Source organism: Lacrimispora sphenoides, assembly GCF_900105215.1.
GTDB classification, from domain to species: Bacteria; Bacillota; Clostridia; order Lachnospirales; family Lachnospiraceae; genus Lacrimispora; species Lacrimispora sphenoides_A.
On sequence record NZ_FOIP01000001.1, the window covers coordinates 1566639 to 1588016 of the forward strand.

29 protein-coding genes are annotated in these 21378 nt (G+C 44.4%); 27 read left to right on the forward strand and 2 right to left on the reverse strand.

From position 1 onward, the window contains the following. Nucleotides 1–6 precede the first annotated feature (6 nt). Nucleotides 7–486: an ImmA/IrrE family metallo-endopeptidase gene (locus tag BMW45_RS07120; protein WP_092246258.1), complete on the reverse strand. Its 480-nt coding sequence runs from the start codon at nucleotides 484–486 to the stop codon at nucleotides 7–9. 23 nt (nucleotides 487–509) lie between these two features. Further along, complete coding sequence (locus tag BMW45_RS28825) at nucleotides 510–836, reverse strand: helix-turn-helix domain-containing protein (RefSeq protein WP_092241677.1); 327 nt, start codon at nucleotides 834–836, stop codon at nucleotides 510–512. Between the two features lie 225 nt (nucleotides 837–1061). Between BMW45_RS28825 and BMW45_RS07130 the strand changes: the two genes are divergently transcribed. The 27 genes from BMW45_RS07130 (at nucleotide 1062) to BMW45_RS07245 (ending at nucleotide 21252) form a co-directional block, all read left to right on the forward strand. After that, nucleotides 1062–1265, forward strand: coding sequence for a helix-turn-helix domain-containing protein (locus tag BMW45_RS07130; RefSeq protein WP_092241679.1), 204 nt, complete (start codon nucleotides 1062–1064; stop codon nucleotides 1263–1265). A 126-nt stretch (nucleotides 1266–1391) separates the two neighbouring features. Next, nucleotides 1392–1595: a hypothetical protein gene (locus BMW45_RS07135; RefSeq protein ID WP_092241681.1), complete on the forward strand. Its 204-nt coding sequence runs from the start codon at nucleotides 1392–1394 to the stop codon at nucleotides 1593–1595. Then, nucleotides 1579–1728: a hypothetical protein gene (locus BMW45_RS27740; RefSeq protein ID WP_166433292.1), complete on the forward strand. Its 150-nt coding sequence runs from the start codon at nucleotides 1579–1581 to the stop codon at nucleotides 1726–1728. The genes BMW45_RS07135 and BMW45_RS27740 overlap by 17 nt, the downstream gene beginning before the upstream one ends. A gap of 14 nt (nucleotides 1729–1742) precedes the next feature. Then, nucleotides 1743–1910, forward strand: a complete 168-nt coding sequence (locus BMW45_RS27745) for a hypothetical protein (protein ID WP_166433293.1) — start codon at nucleotides 1743–1745, stop codon at nucleotides 1908–1910. Nucleotides 1911–1963: 53 nt separating this feature from the next. Then, nucleotides 1964–3238: an AAA family ATPase gene (locus BMW45_RS07140; protein ID WP_092241683.1), complete on the forward strand. Its 1275-nt coding sequence runs from the start codon at nucleotides 1964–1966 to the stop codon at nucleotides 3236–3238. Continuing rightward, nucleotides 3238–4365, forward strand: a complete 1128-nt coding sequence (locus tag BMW45_RS07145) for an AAA family ATPase (protein ID WP_092241685.1) — start codon at nucleotides 3238–3240, stop codon at nucleotides 4363–4365. The genes BMW45_RS07140 and BMW45_RS07145 overlap by 1 nt, the downstream gene beginning before the upstream one ends. 14 nt (nucleotides 4366–4379) lie before the next feature. Next, the gene (locus BMW45_RS07150) at nucleotides 4380–4832 is read left to right on the forward strand and encodes a DUF669 domain-containing protein (protein ID WP_092241687.1); all 453 of its coding nucleotides are present in this window, start codon (nucleotides 4380–4382) and stop codon (nucleotides 4830–4832) included. Between the two features lie 2 nt (nucleotides 4833–4834). Next, nucleotides 4835–6418, forward strand: coding sequence for a DEAD/DEAH box helicase (locus BMW45_RS07155; protein ID WP_092241689.1), 1584 nt, complete (start codon nucleotides 4835–4837; stop codon nucleotides 6416–6418). A 13-nt stretch (nucleotides 6419–6431) separates the two neighbouring features. Next, a complete protein-coding gene (locus BMW45_RS07160; protein WP_092241691.1) occupies nucleotides 6432–8648 on the forward strand; it encodes an AAA family ATPase in 2217 nt (738 codons plus the stop codon). Nucleotides 8649–8962: 314 nt separating this feature from the next. Continuing rightward, nucleotides 8963–9124, forward strand: coding sequence for a hypothetical protein (locus tag BMW45_RS27750; protein WP_166433294.1), 162 nt, complete (start codon nucleotides 8963–8965; stop codon nucleotides 9122–9124). Continuing rightward, complete coding sequence (locus BMW45_RS07165) at nucleotides 9114–9512, forward strand: RusA family crossover junction endodeoxyribonuclease (RefSeq protein WP_092241693.1); 399 nt, start codon at nucleotides 9114–9116, stop codon at nucleotides 9510–9512. Before BMW45_RS27750 ends, BMW45_RS07165 begins: the two co-directional genes overlap by 11 nt. Beyond that, nucleotides 9509–9724 (forward strand): hypothetical protein, encoded by a 216-nt coding sequence (locus BMW45_RS07170; protein ID WP_092241695.1) that lies wholly within the window; start codon nucleotides 9509–9511, stop codon nucleotides 9722–9724. The genes BMW45_RS07165 and BMW45_RS07170 overlap by 4 nt, the downstream gene beginning before the upstream one ends. A gap of 178 nt (nucleotides 9725–9902) precedes the next feature. Next, entirely contained in the window at nucleotides 9903–10400 is a 498-nt protein-coding gene (locus BMW45_RS28380; RefSeq protein WP_242882937.1) for a DNA adenine methylase, read from the forward strand. Between the two features lie 36 nt (nucleotides 10401–10436). Next, a complete protein-coding gene (locus BMW45_RS28385) occupies nucleotides 10437–10748 on the forward strand; it encodes a hypothetical protein (RefSeq protein ID WP_465220283.1) in 312 nt (103 codons plus the stop codon). A gap of 23 nt (nucleotides 10749–10771) precedes the next feature. After that, entirely contained in the window at nucleotides 10772–11038 is a 267-nt protein-coding gene (locus BMW45_RS07180) for a hypothetical protein (RefSeq protein WP_092241697.1), read from the forward strand. A 34-nt stretch (nucleotides 11039–11072) separates the two neighbouring features. Further along, nucleotides 11073–11318 carry a hypothetical protein gene (locus BMW45_RS07185; RefSeq protein ID WP_092241699.1) on the forward strand — a complete coding sequence of 82 codons (246 nt, stop codon included), beginning with the start codon at nucleotides 11073–11075 and terminating at the stop codon, nucleotides 11316–11318. 107 nt (nucleotides 11319–11425) lie between these two features. Further along, entirely contained in the window at nucleotides 11426–12394 is a 969-nt protein-coding gene (locus tag BMW45_RS07190; RefSeq protein WP_092246261.1) for a DNA cytosine methyltransferase, read from the forward strand. A 221-nt stretch (nucleotides 12395–12615) separates the two neighbouring features. Beyond that, nucleotides 12616–12795, forward strand: coding sequence for a hypothetical protein (locus tag BMW45_RS07200; protein WP_092241703.1), 180 nt, complete (start codon nucleotides 12616–12618; stop codon nucleotides 12793–12795). Then, a complete protein-coding gene (locus BMW45_RS07205) occupies nucleotides 12788–13285 on the forward strand; it encodes a helix-turn-helix domain-containing protein (protein ID WP_092241705.1) in 498 nt (165 codons plus the stop codon). The genes BMW45_RS07200 and BMW45_RS07205 overlap by 8 nt, the downstream gene beginning before the upstream one ends. A gap of 270 nt (nucleotides 13286–13555) precedes the next feature. Next, entirely contained in the window at nucleotides 13556–13990 is a 435-nt protein-coding gene (locus BMW45_RS07210) for a hypothetical protein (RefSeq protein ID WP_092241707.1), read from the forward strand. Nucleotides 13991–14102: 112 nt separating this feature from the next. Then, on the forward strand, nucleotides 14103–14681 hold the full coding sequence (locus BMW45_RS07215; protein ID WP_092241709.1) for a phage tail protein: 579 nt from the start codon (nucleotides 14103–14105) through the stop codon (nucleotides 14679–14681). Nucleotides 14682–14971: 290 nt separating this feature from the next. Further along, nucleotides 14972–15919 (forward strand): hypothetical protein, encoded by a 948-nt coding sequence (locus BMW45_RS07220; protein ID WP_092241711.1) that lies wholly within the window; start codon nucleotides 14972–14974, stop codon nucleotides 15917–15919. Nucleotides 15920–16378: 459 nt separating this feature from the next. Then, nucleotides 16379–16564 carry a hypothetical protein gene (locus BMW45_RS07225; protein WP_092241713.1) on the forward strand — a complete coding sequence of 62 codons (186 nt, stop codon included), beginning with the start codon at nucleotides 16379–16381 and terminating at the stop codon, nucleotides 16562–16564. Between the two features lie 91 nt (nucleotides 16565–16655). Beyond that, nucleotides 16656–17156 carry a terminase small subunit gene (locus tag BMW45_RS07230; protein WP_092246264.1) on the forward strand — a complete coding sequence of 167 codons (501 nt, stop codon included), beginning with the start codon at nucleotides 16656–16658 and terminating at the stop codon, nucleotides 17154–17156. After that, entirely contained in the window at nucleotides 17137–18507 is a 1371-nt protein-coding gene (locus BMW45_RS07235) for a terminase (RefSeq protein WP_416388661.1), read from the forward strand. Before BMW45_RS07230 ends, BMW45_RS07235 begins: the two co-directional genes overlap by 20 nt. Then, complete coding sequence (locus tag BMW45_RS07240) at nucleotides 18504–20027, forward strand: phage portal protein (protein WP_092241717.1); 1524 nt, start codon at nucleotides 18504–18506, stop codon at nucleotides 20025–20027. The genes BMW45_RS07235 and BMW45_RS07240 overlap by 4 nt, the downstream gene beginning before the upstream one ends. Further along, nucleotides 19999–21252, forward strand: a complete 1254-nt coding sequence (locus BMW45_RS07245) for a phage minor capsid protein (RefSeq protein WP_092241719.1) — start codon at nucleotides 19999–20001, stop codon at nucleotides 21250–21252. The genes BMW45_RS07240 and BMW45_RS07245 overlap by 29 nt, the downstream gene beginning before the upstream one ends. The last annotated feature ends 126 nt before the right edge of the window (nucleotides 21253–21378 follow it).

A 21378-nucleotide genomic window follows, 5' to 3' on the forward strand; every position in this document is an offset into this window, starting at 1 on the left:
AAACTTCTACTTCGCTACACTCCCCGTCATTCTATAGATATTAAAGGGTTCAAAGAATATTATATATTCACCCTTTTGAAAGCCTAGGCCATACTTTGAATGGTAACAATCTATTGCTTCTTGGAGAAAAGACTCTGTTACGCAAAGATGTTCGGCAATCTCATATCGATTACGGCAACCAGCTTCCTTGGCAGAAATTAATTTTTCTATTGTAACCATTTTATTATAGGCCCACAGCCTTGCAGAATTTTCCTGTTTCTGATTGGCAGCGCTTTCCATATTTAAAATTATACCAGAAGACGTATGATAATGTCCTAATTCTTCTGCAAGTATACATGCCCTTTCAGCACATGTTTCGACGTTACTGTTAATTGCTATAGATCCATCACAATATAATCCTTTTATGCTCTTACACTTAAAAGGAATGTAATCAACATGTATACCGGCGTCTATCGCTTCTTGCTCTTCTTTTTCCAAATCGTTCATCGTGTAGTAAACCCCATACAATATTATTTCTTCCGTCTGCTTTTTACAAACCTGACATAGTTCATGATTTCTTCCATCTCTTCATCCGTGATTTCTTCCCCCTCAAAATGAGCGGCAAGGGTTTCAATCCGAGAAGCTTCTGGAGTGATATCTTTTGCTTCTTCCCCCGTCATTAAGTAATCAACTGTAACGCCGAAATAATCCGCTATCTTTTTCATATTATCCGTTTTTGGTGTGCTTCTGCCACGTTTCCAATCGCTAAGAGTAGATTGAGTGACCCCGGTTTCCTTAGACACTTTGTAGGCTGTGACGCCACACTTTTGTAGAAGTTGCTCAAAAATTTCATACATAATTTGTCCACCTTTCACAAACCGCAGACAGTACTATGCAAAACCGAAAAAAATCTGTTGACTTTATCGAAAATGCGTAGTATGATAAGAGCATACAAAGGAAATGCGTATTACTTTCTTTGTATGCTGCGGAAATGTTATTTACTTCGTCTGATAAACCGAGTATATCACATTTCCGTAGTAATTGCAATATATATTTTATTATAGAAAGGCGGTGAAAATAACTTGTATAAAAAATTTGCGGAGTTGTTAGACGTAAACAACGAAACAGCATATCAAGTCTCAAAAGAAACGGGTATTGCTCAGTCAGTTTTGTCAGATTGGAAGACCGGACGTAGTAAGCCAAAGTTTGACAAGCTCATGACATTGGCAAAGCACTTTGGAGTGCCTGTAGAGTATTTCGCCGAGGAAGACACCCAGGATACATAATAGAACATTGAAAAGAGGAGGTGGACACGGTTACATATTCATGCAAATCATGCCGTTACCGCAACCATTGCTTTGAACGTAGCAGAAGGTACCCGTGCAAATATTATGAAAGGGGGAAGCGTAAAAGTGAGTAATCTGATGATGACAGCTGCAGAAGTAGCAGAGGTTATGGATTGCTGTGAGAGTCTTGGCTACAAAATGATAAGAGAACTTAATGCAGAACTTAAAGCCAAGGGCTACATAACTAGGAATGCAAGGATCCCGCGAAAGTATTTTTTTGAAAGAACCGGATTAGATCCGAAGGAGGAATCCCATGCAAAAGTACTATGAAAACTTAGATGATTACACCGACACTCGCCCATCAAAGCTGATGGAGTTTACCAAGCGGTTTCTGCCGGCCGTGATCTTTGTAGCCAGCATGATCGTGATTTTGGGAACATGCGGGGCGTTGGAAGTGATGTGAGAGGAGGCGAGAAGGTGGCAAAAGTAGATAGAGCTATCGCATTTATTGAGAGTAATCGCTGCATGATGGAAAGCCTAATAAGCCAAGAAGATGATCCGGATATTGTGTCATACGTCCTTAACATCCTTAAGCAGCATAAAAAAGAAACCCCAGGAGCGGCAACTCCCAGGGAATCAAAGTAGCAAGAAAATATTTTACACCCCTATTATAAGGGATTTACAGGAGGATTGCAACAATGTCTATGAAAATCAATCAGTTAGAGATTGAAAATGTAAAGCGTATTAAAGCCGTTAAGATCGAACCATCAGCAAATGGCCTGACGATCATTGGAGGAAGAAATAACCAGGGGAAGACCTCTGTATTGGATTCCATTGCCTGGGTACTGGGTGGGGATAAGTTCCGGCCTTCACAGGCCCAGCGGGAACAGTCCGTGATTCCTCCGAACCTCCGCATCATCATGAGTAACGGTCTTGTGGTGGAACGGAAAGGAAAGAACAGCGCACTTAAGGTCACTGATCCAAACGGAGAGAAGGGAGGCCAGCAGCTCCTTAATGACTTTGTGGAGCAGTTCGCCCTTAACCTTCCCAAGTTCATGGAATCAACCTCAAAGGAAAAGGCTCAGATCCTTCTTAAGATTATTGGTGTAGGGGACACGCTGGTGACACTGGAGAAGGAAGAACAGGAGCATTATAATGAACGGCTTGCCATTGGTCGCATTGCAGATCAGAAAGAAAAGTATGCCAAAGAACAGCCCTATTATAATGATGCTCCGGCGGAACTTGTATCTGCGTCAGAGCTCATTAAGAAACAGCAGGACATTCTGGTACAGAACGGGGAGAACCGGAGAAAACGGGAACGTCTCCATCAGCTGGAACAGGAAGACCAGAGGCTTATGGAGCAGATCCAGGTGTTACTAAAGAAACAGGAAGCGGTGCGGTCCGATCTTGCCATTGCCAGAATGGATGCCAAGGATTTAGAGGATCAATCTACCGCGGAGCTGGAGCAGAACATTTCTGATATTGAAGAGATCAACAGGAAGGTCCGAGCGAACCTTGACAAAGAAAAGGCCGAGGACGACGCCAAAGAGTACCGCAGGCAGTACGACCAGCTTACCAAACAGATTGATAGTACACGTGACGCAAAGAATAAACTTCTTAACTCAGCAGCGCTTCCCCTCCCGGAACTTTCCATCAAAGACGGAGAACTTGTTTATAAGGGTCAGCAGTGGGACAACATGTCTGGATCTGATCGGCTAAAGGTATCCACTGCTATTGTAAGGAAGCTAAATCCAGAGTGTGGTTTCGTTCTTCTGGACAAGCTGGAACAGATGGACCTTGAAATACTTAAGGAGTTTGGGGAGTGGCTGGAAGCAGAGGGCCTGCAGGCCATTGCAACCCGGGTAGGTACCGGGGAAGAATGTTCCATCATTATTGAGGACGGATATGTTGCCGGCCAGGAGCACCCACTCATGGAAGATAAGAAAACAGAATGGAAGAAAGGAGTATTTTAATGCAGATTATCAGAGGAAAATTACCGGGTGCTAAGAAAATTGTTGCGTATGGCCCGGAAGGAATCGGCAAATCAACGTTTGCTGCACAGTTTCCGGATCCGGTATTTATTGATACTGAGGGAAGCACTAAGGATATGGATGTGGCAAGGTTTCCGGAGCCCAGTAGCTGGACCATGATTTTAGAACAGGTTTCAGCGGTAATCCGGACACCAAGCCTTTGTAAGACTTTGATTATTGATACGGCAGACTGGGCGGAAATGCTTTGTATTACTCATGTCTGCGCTACGAATCGCAAGAGCAGCATTGAAGAGTTCGGCTACGGAAAAGGTTATACATACATACAGGAAGAGTTTGGAAAACTTTTGAACCTTCTTACTGATGTAATAAAAGTCGGAATCAATGTTGTACTTACAGCTCATGCAAAAATGAGGAAGTTTGAGCAACCGGATGAGTTAGGTGCTTATGACCGATGGGAAATGAAGCTGAGTAAAGGCGTAGCTCCTATGGTAAAGGAATGGGCGGATATGGTCCTCTTCTGTAATTATAAGACGATGGTTGTCAACGTGGATGGACAAGGCGCCCAGAAGGGCAAGAACAAAGCTCAGGGCGGCAGACGTGTTATGTACACGACCCATCACTCCTGCTGGGATGCTAAGAACCGGTATGGGCTCCCTGATGAAGTTCCATTTGAATATGATGCCATTCGTCACATTGTTGAAGAATCGACAGGTCCGGCAACACCTGCAAAGGAAGAGCGAAAAGCAGCCCCATCCACTTCACAGACGAGGCAGGAAGAATCCGGGAGTACAGTCAGTAAAAGCATTCAGGAGCCTCCAAAGGAAGAGAAGACAGCTCCGCCGGTGGATACAAAGTCAGAACCTATGAATCCCCCAGATGTAAAAGTGGATGAGAAGATTCCTAAAGCCCTCCGGGATCTGATGATACACAATCAGGTTGACGAGTGGGATATCCAAAACGTAGTGGCTGCCAGAGGATACTTCCCCGCAGATATGGCGGTCGCTGATTATCCGCCGGACTTTATCTCTGGTGTGTTGGTAGGAGCCTGGGATCAGGTATATCCCATGATTAAGGAAATGAAAGAAACTGACAGCTTGGTATTTAATTAAGGAGGTAACGATTTATGAGTGAAGAAATTGGAAGAGAAATAGGCTGGGACGATCAGATCGAAAACGAAGGTCAGGAGTACGAGCCCTTACCAGAAGGAATATATGAGTTTACTGTGGCCTCTATGGATCGGGGCAGATTCGCAGGAAGCGCCAAGATGGCAGCCTGCAACATGGCTAACATTGATTTACTGATTAAGGATGCAGATGGCAATGATCGTCATATGTTTGATAGCCTGTATCTTAATTCAAAGGCTGAATGGAAGTTAAGTCAGTTCTTCCTTTGCATTGGCCAGAAGAAGAAAGGGGAACCATTAAAGCCTAACTGGAATACCGTTCCCGGATCCACAGGAAAACTGGAACTGTACATAGATGAGTATAAGGACAAGGAGGGAAAGATCAGGAAGAATAATAAAGTTTCCAAATACCTTCCTTATGAGCCTAAACAATTTAAAGCGGGGACATTTTAACTATGGAACTTAGACCATATCAGTCAGAGGCAAAGGCTGCTATTTTTGAAGAATGGGACAAGGGCGTCAAACGGACGCTCCTGGTCCTCCCTACTGGGTGCGGTAAGACAATCGTATTTGCCAAGGTTACAGAGGATTGTGTCCGTAGGGGGAACCGGGTGTTAATTCTGGCCCATCGTGGAGAACTTCTGGATCAGGCAGCCGATAAGATCGGAAAAGCAACGGGCCTAGGGTGCGCTACCGAGAAGGCAGAGGAAACCTGCTTAGGGAGTTGGTTCCGGGTTGTAGTCGGATCCGTCCAGAGCCTAATGAGAGATAAGAGACTAAAACAATTCCCGGTGGATTATTTCGACACCATCATTATCGACGAAGCACATCATTGTTTATCTGACAGTTACCAAAAGATTCTAGATTATTTCAAAGGGGCCAATATTTTAGGCGTAACAGCAACACCGGACCGTGGTGACATGCGGAACCTGGGTGAATGCTTTGACAGTCTGGCCTATGAATATACGCTTCCCAAAGCAATTAAGGCTGGGTTTTTATCCCCAATCAAAGCCCTCACCATTCCCCTGCAGCTTGATCTTTCAGGAGTTGGTATGCAGTCCGGGGACTTCAAATCCGGAGATCTGGCAACGGCCCTGGATCCATACCTATATCAGATCGCAGATGAAATGGAAAAGCATTGCAGGGATCGGAAGACCGTTGTATTCCTTCCTTTGGTAAAAACAAGCCAGAAATTCCGGGATATCTTGAATGAAAAGGGTTTTAAGGCTGCTGAGGTAAACGGGGATAGTAAGGACCGTTCGGAGGTCCTGGCAGCCTATGAGCGAGGCGATTATAACGTACTCTGCAACTCTATGCTTCTTACGGAAGGCTGGGACTGTCCAAGTGTAGATTGCATTGTGGTCCTACGGCCGACGAAGGTCCGTAGCCTTTACAGCCAGATGGTAGGGCGTGGTACCAGATTATTCCCAGGGAAAGACCATTTATTATTATTAGACTTTCTATGGCACACGGAACGCCATGAACTATGCCATCCTGCAAGCCTGATCTGTCAGGATGAGGAAGTGGCCCGGAAAATGACTGAGAACATCGAAAAGGCCGGCTGCCCTATGGATATTGAAGAGGCAGAAAAACAGGCGGCAGAAGATGTTGTCGCTCAAAGAGAGGAAGCCCTTGCAAAGCAGCTTAAGGAAATGAGAAACCGCAAAAAGAAGCTGGTGGATCCTCTGCAGTTTGAAATGAGTATCCAGGCGGAGGATCTGTCAGGATATGTTCCGGCCTTTGGTTGGGAAATGGCACCACCATCAGATAGCCAGAAAAGAGAGCTTGAAAAGCGTGGGATCCTCCCTGATCAGATCGACAATGCAGGAAAGGCCAGTCTCATCCTGGATCGTTTACACAAGCGTCAGGAAGAAAATTTGAGTACACCAAAGCAGATCCGCTGCCTGGAAAAATACGGATTTCAGCATGTTGGAACGTGGAACTTTGTTTCTGCTAAAAACATGATTGACCGTATAGCAGCGGCAGGTTGGAGGGGCGCACCCTCTGGCGTGAATCCGCAGGAATATATACCGGAATAAGGAGACTTGAAACATGGATAGTACATACGACCTCATGGAGGTCCTAAATCATATAGACCCCTCAGAGCTTTCATATCAGGACTGGATTAATGTCGGCATGGCTCTGCAGCATGAAGGGTATACCGTTGATGTGTGGGACCGTTGGAGCATGAATGACCGGCGCTATCACGCAGGGGAATGTGAGAAGAAATGGCGAGGCTTCCACGGGGCCGGTACTCCGGTTACAGGTGGAACCATTGTCCAGTATGCCAGGGATCAGGGGTGGACACCTCCCTATGATCCCGGCACTGCCCTTGACTGGAACGACACTATTTCCGTTGAAGGTGTTGTTGTTGATAAGAATTGGGTGGAGGGCCGTGAAGTTATAGAACCGAAACAATGGGATCCGGCCAGGGAGCTTATTAAGTACCTGGAAGCCCTCTTTGAAGCAGGGGAAAATGTCGGCTATGTAGTAAAGAGCTGGAAAAAGGAAGAAGAAAACAAATGGGTACCGGCAGACAGTGGAACCTGTGACAGAACCGCAGGGCAGCTTGTTGAACTCTTGTCACAGTGCAATGGGGATATAGGCAGCGTGCTTGGAGACTATGACCCGGAGGGTGGAGCCTGGATCCGATTTAATCCCATGGACGGAAAAGGTGCTAAAAACGAAAACGTAACTGATTTTAAATATGCTTTGGTGGAATCGGATTCCATGGATATTGAGAAGCAGCACGCCATTATAAGGGAATTGGAATTACCGGTCGCCTGTCTGGTGCACAGCGGAGGAAAGAGTCTCCACGCCATTGTAAGGGTTGACGCCGTAGACTACACAGAGTACCGAAAGCGAGTAGATTATCTCTACGATATCTGCAAGAAAAATGGGCTTGCCATTGATCAACAGAACCGGAATCCTTCCAGGTTATCCAGAATGCCCGGTGTCATGCGAGGCGGTCAGAAGCAGTTTATCGTTGATACTAATATAGGTAAAGAGAGCTGGACGGAATGGAAAGAATGGATCGAGTCCATCAACGATGATCTTCCTGATCCGGAAAGCCTTGATGATGTATGGGAGAACCTTCCGGAGCTGGCACCGACCCTGATTGACGGATTGTTACGACAAGGACATAAGATGCTGATTGCTGGCCCATCAAAGGCCGGGAAATCGTTTTTACAGATAGAAATGTGTATTGCTATAGCTGAGGGAAAACATTGGCTTAACTGGGCTTGTACGCAGGGGAAAATCATGTATGTGAATCTGGAGCTTGACCGGGCCAGCTGCCTTCACCGATTCAAAGACGTGTATCAGGCTCTTGGGTGGCAACCTAAGAACCTTAAAAACATAGATATCTGGAACTTAAGAGGTAAGTCACGACCCATGGACAAGCTGGCTCCCATGCTGATCCGTAGAGCTGCGAAAAAGAATTACATAGTTATTGTTATTGATCCGATCTACAAGGTTATCACTGGTGATGAAAACAGCGCGGATCAGATGTCTAATTTCTGCAACCAGTTCGACAAGGTGTGCACAGAGCTTGGCGTGGCAGTGATCTACTGCCACCATCACAGCAAGGGAAGCCAGGGCGGAAAGAAGTCCATGGACCGGGCCAGCGGATCCGGTGTATTCGCCAGGGATCCTGATGCGCTTATTGACCTCATAGAACTAGAAACGACCGAAGAGCTTATGAAGCAACAGGAGAACCGGGCAGTCTGTGACGCCTGCAGGCAGTACCTTGATGCTAATACTAAGTGGGAGGACGACCTCTCCCAGGACGATTTATGTAGTAGCTTCCAGATGATGGAGTACTGTAAAGAGAAGCTGGAAAAGTGGCAGATGGCGGTCCTGGAGCGCAATATCGAAGCAGCCAAGGCCAAGGTAAAAGGAATGACCGCATGGCGTATTGAAGGGACCCTCAGAGAGTTTTCCAAGTTTGAACCGCAGAACCTCTGGTTTAATTATCCGGTACATGAGTTGGATAAGTCCGGAGTCCTGGAAGATATTCAGCCAGAGGCGGATGCACCTTCATGGAAGAAGAATTTCAGCAAAAAGAAGAATCCGGAAGAGGCCAAGAAGGAACGTAAGGAGAGTTTGGAAACTAATTATGAATCTATCCTAAGTTTCAATAATGGTGAAAAAGTGACGGTAAAAGAACTGTGTGAAGCCATGGGGAAATCCGAAGATACGATCAGGAGACACATAAAAGAGCATGGCGGTTTCTGGATTACTGATGGAGAAGTCGGCAAAAAGCAGTAGCCGCAAAGTCGAAGCCGCAAGTGCGGGAGCCGCACGCAAAAAGGAAAAATGCGTCTTGCGTTTTATATACTCAAAATCGAAGTATTTTCGAAAATGCGGGAGACGCACGCAAAGTCGGTAAAAATCGAGTTTGAGGGAGACGCACGCAAACCTATGTATATACATACATAGAAATGCGGCTTGCGCCTCAGTGGTACGGGGGTGTGTGGGAGTGGGCTAAAGCACAGCCCGCTCCACATCCCACCCCTGCCCCGTACAAGTCGCGTGAATGAAAGTGAAAAAATAAAATCAATGCGTTAAAGGAGTGAAGTGAAATGTTTTGTCCGATTTTAAAAGTTGATTGCATGGAAAAATCATGTGCATGGTACAGCGGGAGTTATGAAGCGTGCGCTGTTCAATTGACTGGAGAGAGCTTGTCAGAAATTTCTGTCACAACAGAAGATAAAGGGGTAAAGGTGATTGTGGATGACGATTGATTTCTTTATGCCGATGAAAAAGGTCCCCACTGTGACGCACCAGGAGAAGCAAGTGCATGTGGTAAATGGGAAGCCGATCTTTTATGAACCGGAAGAACTAAAAGCGGCCAGGGCGAAGTTTTTAGCGCACTTGGGGCAGCACGTCCCGGAAAAAAGGTTCACTGGTCCTGTGAGGCTGACAACGTGGTGGTGCTTCCCTGTTACTGGCAAGCATAAGAACGGGGAGTATAAGACCAGCAAGCCTGACACAGACAATCTGGTAAAGCTTCTTAAGGACGTTATGACGGAGCTACACTATTGGAAAGATGATGCACAGGTGGCGTCGGAAGTGATTGAAAAGTACTGGGCGGATCTCCCTGGCATTTACGTAAAGGTGGAAAGCCTATGACGGATCAGGAAGTACAGAAAGCCTTTGATGAGGTGTATAACAAGTTCTGGCTTAATTATCGCAACAAGCCTATTCCGAACGATTCTGAGGAATGGGAACGAGTTCATACATGGGCAGTAGTCCTGATGAAGAAGTATCCCTTCATGGAGCAGCTGGTGGCGGAAATGATGGCAGAGATTGACCAGAGAATGAGAAAAAGAGAAAACGTTTAAAGGAGTGCAATGAAAGAAGATTGTGGAAATTGTAGATATAAAAACCGGGGCAGTTTACGGTACCCGTGCAGTACCGGAGTGTACCAGCTTTATCATTCAAATAGATGTTTCATGTGGAGAAAGAGAACATGGTGGCAGCATTTTGTTGAGAAGATTATGAGTGGAAAAGGGTGAACAAATGAAATCATTATTGCATTATCCCGGAGGTAAGAAACGGATCGCTCCCTGGATAATTGGGAATATGCCTAAACACCACAGTTATTTGGATCCATTCTTTGGGGGAGGGGCTATCCTTTTCGCAAAGCCCCCTTCCAGGATTGAGACGGTGAATGATCTTGACGGTGATGTGGTGAATTTCTTCCGAGTTATTCAGAATCCGGAAAGCTGTCAGAAGTTGCAGGACTGGCTTACATATACGCCGTATTCCAGACAGATCTATGAGGATACCTTTACAAGAGAGCCTCAGTCACCGGTGGAGCGAGCCGGATACTTTGCAGTAAGATCCATGCAGAGTCATGGATTCCGACTAAATGGGAATTGCGGTTGGAAGAAAGATGTTTATGGCAGGGAAGCAGCCTATGCGGTCCGGTATTGGAATCAGCTTCCGGAAGCACTGGCAGAAATGGCCGTCCGGCTGAAAGGCGTACAGATCGAGAACAGACCGGCGCTGGAGTAGATCAGAGCCTTTGACCATGAAAACGTCCTGATCTACCTGGATCCACCTTATGTACTATCCACACGAGGCCGGAAGCAGTACCGGTATGAAATGTCTGATCAGGATCATGAGGAGCTGCTGGACGTAAGTGTCCACAGCCGGGCGAAGATTATGCTTTCCGGATATGACTGTGAGTTGTATGAACGTTATTTGAAGAACTGGTACAAACTGCAGATGCCGGCCAGGGCGCAGAATAATCTTAGACGGGTGGAAACGCTGTGGTTAAACTTTGAGCCGGTGGAGCAGATGAGATTAGAATCAGAGGTAGGCAAGGAAGCGGGAAGATCAGTGATTATGTCAGCTACGTAAACCCGAATTTTCAGGAGGAGAATATGAGCCGTTGCGATGAATGTAAAAAATATGCTGGTTTGCATAAGCCCAGGAAAGTTGACGAACAAAACTATATTTATGGATTTTGCTTTAAGGATTTCCACGGCAGTTATGGCAGCACATATCCGGTGTATATCCCGGATGGAGGAGTATGCAAGGCTTTTGATAAGTCTTCAGAAGAAAAATATGAATATGAAATAGATCCTGCATTTAAGTGTGAGTGTTGCAAGAAAGAGATGTTGGGCAAGATCGCTAAATGCTTAAATTAGGATTTCCCGGAGCACCGGGGGAAAGAATGTAATTATGAAAAAATTGGTTCTTTTTTACGAAAAAGTAGTACATACACATGCGGTTGAGGTGGAAGTAGAAAACGATGAAGAACTTGAGCAATTCATTGAAGATGTAAATGACGGTGATTATGATAATGCCGATGAAGCAATCACTGAATTATCATCATTAGGGAGCGTGAAGGTAAACGGCATTGAAAAGGATTATGACACAGATATTGATGAAGTGGAATGTGATTCTAAGGATGCTGATGAAAACTGATATTTGATTGATTAAGAAAGGAGGCCGGAGCCGTCCGGACGAAAAGGTACCTGGCTCCTTTAAAAATGGGATTTGAAGTATTTGAAAATTATAAATGTGATGGTCAGATGGAATTGACCGATTGCACCGGAAACAGGCAGCTCACGCACTTATCCCTCTTTTCGGGAATCGGAGGTCTTGATTTGGCAGCTGAATGGGCCGGATTTGAAAGTGTAGGGCAGTGTGAATGGGCTGATTATCCGACACAGGTATTAGAAAAGCACTGGCCTGATGTACCACGATGGAGAGATATCAGGACATTGAATGGAGAGAGTTTTTATGAAAGGACAAACAGAAGGACAGTTGACATTATCTCAGGTGGATTCCCGTGTCAGCCTTTCAGTGTTGCCGGGAAGCAAAGAGGCAAGGACGATGACCGTTACCTCTGGCCAGAAATGGTTAGGGTTATCAAAGAATTGCGGCCAGCTTGGGTTGTTGGAGAAAATGTTGCTGGAATCATCAATATGGCACTCGACACGGTGTTATCTGACTTGGAAGCCGCAGGCTACACCGTCAGGACGTTTGTATTACCAGCTTGCGGTGTCAACGCCCCGCACCAGCGATATAGAACCGCCATTGTGGCCTACACCAAAGGCAACAATACGGGGAGATTGTCCATCAGAGAGAGCGAGGAGAAGCCCAGATTTAGCAAGTGTAGTAAAGATGTGGCCGACACCTCAGGCATCAGATACAGCGGAACACAAAGTGATAGGGAACCCGGTAATTACCAAAAACGGAACGATCAGGCATATGAACAGGGAGGGAGGACAAAGCCTGATGCAGTTATCAAAGGTAGTGTTGTATGCAACACCACAAGCCAGGGATTACAGAACGGGTCAGAAAAGTCGCTGGGAAAGCAAAGAGAGAAGCAGGAATCTAAACGATCAGATTGGTGGGCAGCTGAACCCGGAGTGGGTAGAGTGGCTAATGGGGTTCCCCATCGGGTGGACAGAATTAAATGCCTCGGAAATGCAGTAGTACCAGCACAGTTTTACCCAATATTCCAGGCAATAGCTGATATAGAGTTACATAGGTAAACGAATATTTTCATGAGGAGGGTACAGATTGAGAAAATCACCAAAAGAGCGCCGGAATCAGTATGTGCAAGCGCAGAGGATCACCACGGCAGAGGCTGCTATAGCAGTAAAAGGACCGCCGGCCACGACCTTCTCTGCAACACATCCGGCTTATACATATACGAGTTCGTGTTTGGATCCGAGGCGGAGGGAGCCGCCAAGGCTGAGAAAGAAGGTAGAGTGTGAAACTAGAAGATAAAAAGAAAATCGTTGTCCAGGTTTATCCTGGCAGGAAGTTTGGGACTGTGATCGGCAGCAATGATGGCCTGATCGGGATCCTGCAGGACAATGGGGAGTATATGGATGTACCTCAGGAGAGGTTGAGGATTATTTCAGAGGGAGAGGAGGAAGTTAATGAATAAAGAGACAGCAGAGCAGTTAGCAAGGACGGCGGCACTCGAGGCAGTGAAGGAATTTGAAAAATCCCAGAAAAAAAATAAACAGGTCAAGGTGTTTCAGAATGCCAAGAAGCTTATGGAGAATTATAATCGGATTTGTCAGAGCGTCCAGGAGGGTGTGTCGGAGTTGTCGGACGTGGACGATGGGGAAGAGCTGGTGGAGTTATCGGCAGAGGATATTTACATAAACAGCATCATAAAAAGTAAGCTCCGGAGCATTGTTATGATCGCGCATATTGACAAGTGCCTGAAGCTTCTGGAAGAAGAACAGATCAGGAAGGAGTCACCAGAGAAGTATGATGCGTTCAAAAGCTTCTACTTGGACAGAGAAAACCAGGAAGACATTGCGGAAAGATTTGATACTACGGATAGAACCATAAGGCGATGGATTTCTGAATTGACTGACATTCTAAGTGTATATTTATTTGGAGCAGATGCCATCGTACTGGATTAGAGGACTTGACAAGCCGTGTCAAAATCGTGTCCTTGTAAAGTCCACATGGCCGATCTATAATGATAGTATCCAAAATTAGATAAATTAGGAAATCCTCCTTTAGCGGCTTCTGAGCGCATCAGCTCAGGGGCCGTATTGATTAATAGCTGACCGGAAACAATATAAGAACATATGTTCGAAAAAAGGTTGACGTTTCACATTTGGTGCATTATTATAGTTATATCATGATTGTGTTAACGAAACATACGATATCGGTTAATATGTGAAACAATGAAAACAAATGAAAGCGAGGATTTATTTATGACAGATAAAAAATATTGCATTCAACTTGCAGAATGTGATGGTAATTCTAAAGAAGTTTATTCCTTTGATGAGGTTGAGATTGGCACTTGGGTGGATGGTAAGCCAATTTATCGGAAAGTGATTTCTGGGAAGATTGCTAACGAAAGTGGTAATGCCCTTGTCTTTGCAAATGTTTCTGAACTTATGGTTGATCGGGTAATTAATTTTTACGGAAACATGATTGACAAGAATAATAGAGCTCAAATCACGTTGCAGACATCCTATAATGCAACAGCTGGATTAGATGCTGCAGTAAATATGTATTACCGTAATGATGATGGCAATATATACTATCATTTTCATGACAATGGATACTATCCAGGCTGTACAGCCTACGTGGTTTTTGAATACACAAAGAAATAATGCCCCCTACGGCTGTCGGCTGTAAGCTGTGATGGTTGTAATCTTCTGGAATTGGCATTTATATGGATTTTGAAAAGAAGGCTATTAAAAAAACAAAAGCGAGGTAAATTATATGTGCGAAGATAAAAAGAGTTGTATTACAATTAATTGTGGTTGTTGTAGTAATGGTAATGGCAATGATAGCACACCAGTTGGAACCGTAATTTCGTATATGGGAACAACGGCTCCCAAGCATTACTTAATATGCGATGGGACTATATATAATATTGACGATTATAAAGATTTTTCACAATTCATTAAAGTTCAATTTGGTTCTTATAATTATTTTGGAGGAGACGGAACTACAACCTTTGCCGTACCTGATTTGAGAGGTGAATTTTTAAGAGGTACGGGAGCTGGTATTAGAAATACAGGAAGTGGTGCGGCTGTAGGTGTACATCAAAATGCAACAATATCCCCCGGCTGGTATAATAATGATTATGGAACAGGCGTAGCTATCGGATTAAATGATTCAGATATCGATAGAGTAAATAATACCGTTTTAAGTGCGGAAAATACTGACTTTCTAGAAATGGGAAATTACGGGTATATGCAATTAAATGGAACAATAAAAACATCAGCTAAGCCAATAAGGTCATTTACCTCTCGTCCTACAAATACAGCGGTTCTTTATTGTATTAAATACGAATAAAGCATTACTGATAGTGTACCAAGCAAGACATTACAGTAATGGCTTAACTTTGACGGCTGCCAGGTGTAATAGCTTTGCAGTCGATTTGCCCGGTTTATACTCTCCCAAGACATTTTCCGGGTGTTAAGGCTCTTAGCTTATAGCTAGGGGCCTTTTATAATATTTTCTAATTTTACATATACGAACATATGTTCTATGCTGATTATACAAAATGAGCTCTTGTTTTTTGGAATATCTTTCCAATAAACATGTGATATAATATAGAAAAATGTCGAAATGGGGAAAATAGTATGAGATTAAAGCGTATTAATTATATCTGCAAAAGAAATGTTGTTGAACTAGAAGCTACAAAATTAGATGAAACTCAAAATAATATTCAGTATTATAAAATAGATAACTGGATCACATTGAGAGAAAGGTTAGAAAATTTAAAAGAAGTTGATTCACTTAAGCCATATGTCGATTATCTATATGAAATCTCAGGCTTTCTTATGTTTACAGATAATGTTATGTTAGACGAACAGCAAATCCGTATGTTCGAATTAAGATTAGATATTATAAGAACAAGAGCAGATAGCATTGTGGAGTTATGCAAAAGCATAGGATATGATTATAATGATGAAGTTGAATTTGATGTAAAACTTCCAGAGGAAGCAGATATTTGTGATTTTTCAGCAAACATTGATGATCTATCTAAAGTATTGTCGCAATGTCCTTTTTTTCAAATAAAGGACACCCAAATAAAAATACAAAAAATTGATGTTGGTAGCACTTGGCTGGAGATGGCTATAAAAGGAGCTGCTGCTTTGGGGCTTTTGGAAAAATTAACTATTATTGTTGAGAGAACATTGGCTATTTGGTCGTATATAAAGACAAATAAATTACAGGAAGAACAATATAGGAAAGCTAAAATCGATACCGCTCAATTGGATATAATAGCAGAAGCTAATGAAACTGTGATTAAATCTCTAGTAAAGAACTTAGTGAAAGAATTGGATAATGCAAACGAAAAAAAATTAGATCCTGAAGAAGAAAGCAAGGCGGAAATGTGTTTTGATATGCTTATTAAGTTATATGATAAAGGATTGGAATTTCATAATTCAATAAGGGACCAAGAGGAACCCAAGGTTCTATTTCCGACAAGTAGAGAGTGGAAGCAGATATCTGAAAATCCCATAAAACTATTGACCGGAAACGGTAATTTAAAAGAAGACATTGAAGACGATAATGAACAATAAGTGTTTTAGAGGCGCTCTCTCGGTACCTCTTTTCTTCAGAGGCGGTCAACCCCGTCTCTTTTTTATAGCCAAAACAAACGAATGAATGAGAAAAAGCAACAAAATAAAAACTTTCTTGTGGATAGTTATTGACATACGGTGCACCGTATGATATGATAGTAACATAAGGAGGTGAGATACAGATGAGAGGCAGAAGCCGAAAGAAAAAGCCCGATAGCAAACTCAAGACTTGGCTGGTCGGAGTGCTAACGGACTTAATAGTAGGAATAATCCTTCTATTCATTTCAAAGCTACTCAAGTAGCGGAGAGGGGCGAAAGCCCTTCTCTTACAACTATTATAACACACTCATCTGTATAAAATCAATATGTCTGATAATTTAAGATTTTTAGGTATCTTCTTCATCGCCTTGGCATGTGCGAGACTGGCAATAGGCTTGTATTGTATGTGGAGGGATAGCCGTGGAAGAAAAGAAGATTAGGTCACAGGACAAATGGAACGCAAAAGCCGGTCTGATCAGTAAATCCTATAAACTGAAACGGGAATTGACAGAACAGTTCGCAGAGGCCTGTGAGAAGGCAGGAGTTAGCCAGGCAGGACAGATTACCAAAATGATGAAAGAGTTTATTGCTGAACAGAACAAGTAGTGCAGGGAAGCATTCGGGAAACCGGGTGCTTTTTCTATTGCATGAAAATGTTTTGATATCTAAAACAACGAAAGGAGTGAGCCTGATGGCATTGACCAAGAAACAGAAATTTTTTATAGAAGAATACTTGATTGATCTTAATGCCACGCAGGCAGCCATAAGAGCAGGATATTCCTCAGATACGGCAAAAGAAATTGGTTGTGAGAACTTAACAAAACCTAACATTCGTACGCATATAGACAAAGCCATGGCGGAGCGATCCCGTCGCACTGGGGTGAATGCCGATCGGGTAGTTCAGGAGCTTGCAAAGATCGCCTTTGTAAATGCTGTGGACGTAATTGATCCAGACACCGCTACCGTGAAAGAAGATGCTCTTCCGGAAGACACGGCTGCGATCCAGTCCGTAAAGGTTAAGACCTTTGGCGAAGATGGTCTTGAAAGAGAAATCAAGATGGCAGATAAGATTAAGGCTCTAGAGCTGTTGGGCAAGCACATGGGAATGTTCAAGGAAAAAGTGGATTTGACTGTTCAGACTTCTGAGAAGTTGGATGATATCATGTCCCAGATGGGCGGTGAGGGCCTTGAAGAGTAGTAGCTTTCCTCTGTCTCAGAAATACATTGATTTCATAAACACGGTGGACGGAGTAGACGCAGACTTCTTGGAGGGGACTACTGCCAGCGGAAAAACTACCGTAGGGGCTGGTGTTAAGTTCATGCGCATGGTGAGCCGTAGCAATAAGAAACTGCACATCATAGCATCAAAGACAACCGGTACTGCAGAGAAGAACGTTATTCAGCAGGATAATGGGATTCTGGATCTACACCAGAGCGCAAGGTATTACGGCAACGGGGATAAGGATTATAAAATACCTCATATCGTATTTGAGGGAAAGATCATCTTTGTCCTGGGATATGATAACCGTGATAAGTGGGAGCTGGTTCTGGGTTCTCAGTTCGGCTGTGTTTATATTGATGAAATCAACACGGCCAACATTGATTTTGTACGAGAGGTAGCCACCAGAAACGATTATCTCATGGCAACACTCAACCCAGATGATCCTAACCTCCCGATCTACAAGGAATTTATAAACCGATCTCGACCATATAAAAAATACGCTGCAGATGTGCCAGCAGAGATCATGGCAGAGCTTACGGAAGCGCCAGTATCCAAGTGGAGGTACTGGTTTTTTACGTTCAGGGATAATCTCTCCCTGACAGAGGAAGCCATACAGAAAAAGATCCGATCAGCTCCACCAGGCACTAAGCTTTACAAGAATAAGATCCAGGGTCTAAGAGGAAAAGCAACCGGTCTGATTTTTCCGAACTTTGACCGTAAAAAACACGTGGTCAGCAAAACCTGGGTAAAGCAGCAGATCGAATCCGGAAAGATTAAGGTCAAGAAGTTCTCAGCTGCCCTGGACACATCTTATTCCAGCAAAAGCCCGGATACCATTGCAATGATCTTCCAGGCAATTACCATGGACCGGAAGGTGATTGTCCTTGATGAGAAGGTGTACAGCAACGCTGATCTGTCCATTCCTCTGGCTCCATCGGATACTACTCTAAAGTTTGTGGACTTCCTGGAACGGAACCGTAAGGAGTGGGGCCTTGCAAAAGATGTATTTATAGATTGTGCCGATCAGGCAACGATCACGGAACTTAAAAAGTATAAGAGGCTCAAAGGCTGCCTGTATAATTTCCATGACTCATACAAAAAGGTAACGATTCTTGACCGTATCAACCTCATGTTGGGCTGGATCACACAGGGCTGCTATCTGGTCGTGGATACCTGCACAGAGCACATGGGAGAGCTGGACCGGTATTCTTGGCAGGAAGATAAGGACGAACCGGAGGACCGCAACGATCATACAATCAACGCCAGCCAGTATGGGTGGATCCCGTACCGAAATTTGATAGGATTTGAGGAGGAAGAAAAGAAATGAGGTGGGTATCAGCATTGAGTGATAACATAAAACGGGGTATCCGCAGCTGGCTCCAGATACAGCCAAGCGGAGGAACTGCCATACAGATCAATGAGATTATGGACTTTGAACTTCATGCCATCCGCAACCGAATCTGGTACCGTGGTGATGGAAATGAACTGGAGCAGCTTTACCAGCAGACCGCCGAGTTTGCAGATCAGTATAAATTTTGGGCATCCAAGTGCACCCCAGGAATGGAAATGAGAAAGATCCATACCGGCTTGCCTGGCTTAATCGTTCGTGTTTTGACAGGGATTGTCTTATCGGACATGAATGACTTTGACTTTGATAACGAGGCGCAGGCTGGCTTGTGGAAGGATATAGAGAAAAAGAACCGTTTTCGAAAGAAGCTGGAAGGGTGCTTAAAAGAAGTATTGTATATCGGTGATGGTGCATGGAAAGTGACATTCAACACAAAGAAAAGTAAATTTCCTATCCTTCAATGGTATCCAGGGGAACGGGTAGAGTTAGTCTATGATGCCGATGAGCTGGAAGAGGTGGTGTTTAAAACGCCATACACAGAAAAACATAAGCGTTACGTCTTATATGAGCATTACGGCTATGGATACATACGGAATGAGTTGTTTGTGGAAGATCGTCAGGTAGATCTAAAATCTATTGATAAGACGAAGAACCTGTGTGATTACCAGTTTGATAGCAGTACCATACTTGCAGTGCCACTAAAGATATACGAGAGCACGAAATACGAAGGCCGGGGCGGATCCATTTTTGATGGGAAGCTGGATAGTTTCGATGCTTTTGACGAAGCCTGGAGCCAATGGATGGACGCACTGCGGGCCGGCAGGGCCAGAACCTTTATACCGGAATCTTACATACCAAGAAATCCAGAAACGGGTGAGCTGATAAGGCCCAATCCATTCGATAATCGTTTCATTTCCGGTGATGACAACATGGGTGAGGACGGCAAGAATATGATTAACACGGAACAGCCGAATATCCCCCATGAAAGCTATCTTGCCAGTTATGTGACCGCCTTGGATCTCTGCCTGCAGGGAATCATATCACCCAGTACTCTTGGTATTGATATGAAGAAGCTGGATAATGCGGAAGCCCAGCGGGAGAAGGAAAAGGCTACGCTTTATACCCGTAATGCTGTGGTAGAGGCTTTACAGGAATCTTTGCCGGAGATTATCGCCACTTGCATCAACGCCTATCACATCCTTCTTATGCAGCCAGTGGAAGAGGTAAAGGTGCAAATTCCGTTCGGAGAATATGCCAACCCGTCCTTTGAAAGCCAGGTGGAAACAATGTCAAAAGCCCGGCCGGGATCCCCAGTCATGAGTATTGAGGCCCAGGTGGAGGAAATGTGGGGCGATAGCAAGGACGATAAATGGAAGGCGGGGGAGGTGAGCCGACTAAAACATGAGCTTGGGATCATGGAAACAGAGGAACCAAACGTAGCCGGCTATGATGGAATGGAGGGTGCAGCCAATGCGCCAGAAACAGGAATTACCGAGTGATAGTGCCTATAACCTTCGAAAGATCTTTGAGGATATAGAGCTTGACCTTATCAAAAACCTTAAGCGCAACCTCACACGCCATGAGAAGGAAGAAGAGAGAGAAGGATTCCGGTGGGAAATGTGGCAGAAAGCGAAGCTTCGGAACCTTTTCAATTTTAGGAAGGAAAATCTGAATATCGTAAAGGATCGTAGCTCCGAGATTGCGGAAACTGTTGACAGTACACTGCAAGGAAGCTTTGATAAGGCCAAAAAGGCGTTATACCGCATAATAAGATCTGCTGGCAAGTCATTGAGCTTTCCGATTCCGGTAGCCCAAAATGAGTTAGATACTCCAGCGAGGACAGAGGAAAGTTTCTTCGGCATAAACGAAGATAAGGTAAATGCTATGCAGGAAACTGCAGAAGGCACATTCCGGCCAGAAGGGGAAGAAAAGACCTTAACTGGAAAAGATAACGATCAAAAGCTGGCTGATTTAAAGGCACAGGTTACCAAGGATATGCAAAAGGCACAAGGAACTGTTTGGAGATACATGGACGATATCTACAGGCAGACCATCTATAAGACCGGAATGTTCATGGCTGCGGGCACAAAAACGTTAGATCAGGCAATTGATATGGCCACAAAGGATTTCCTAAATGCCGGAATTAATTGTATTGAGTATAAAACCGGAAGGCGGGTAAATATCGCCAGTTATGCGGAAATGGCTCTGCGTACCGCCTCCCAGCGCGCAACATTTCTAGCTGAGGGGAAGTTAAGGGATCAATGGGGGATCCATACCGTAATGGTATCGGCCCACGCCAATACATGCTCTAAGTGTGCACCGTGGCAAGGAAAGGTTCTGGTCGATGATGTGTTCAGCCACGGAACAGCAGAGGAAGCGAAAGAATTAGGAGTCCCCCTCTTGTCAGAAGCGATGAAAGCTGGACTGCTGCACCCGAACTGCCGCCATACCCTGACAACGTATTTCCCGGATATAACGGTACTCCCTGCTGTGCCGGACGAAAAAAAGGCCAAAGAAAACTACGAAGCAGAACAGATGCAGCGTGCGATCGAGAGGAAGATACGAAAATGGAAGCGAATAGCTGAGGGGGCAGCACAAGGGGCCACAGTAAAATTGGCGAACGATAAACTGTTCGAGTTACATAAGATGATGAAAGAACACCTGGAACATCACCCAGAGCTACGGAGGGCACCAGGTCGGGAAAAAACACGTGGATTGACGTAGTATCTTACTCTCAAAATTTCAATACTTCATTAAGGCGGTGATCCAACTATCTCCCTTTGAGGCGCAGGGTTATGCGTCTTATTTTTATGCCCGAAGGCGCTATAAACTACGGTGAGACACACTGTT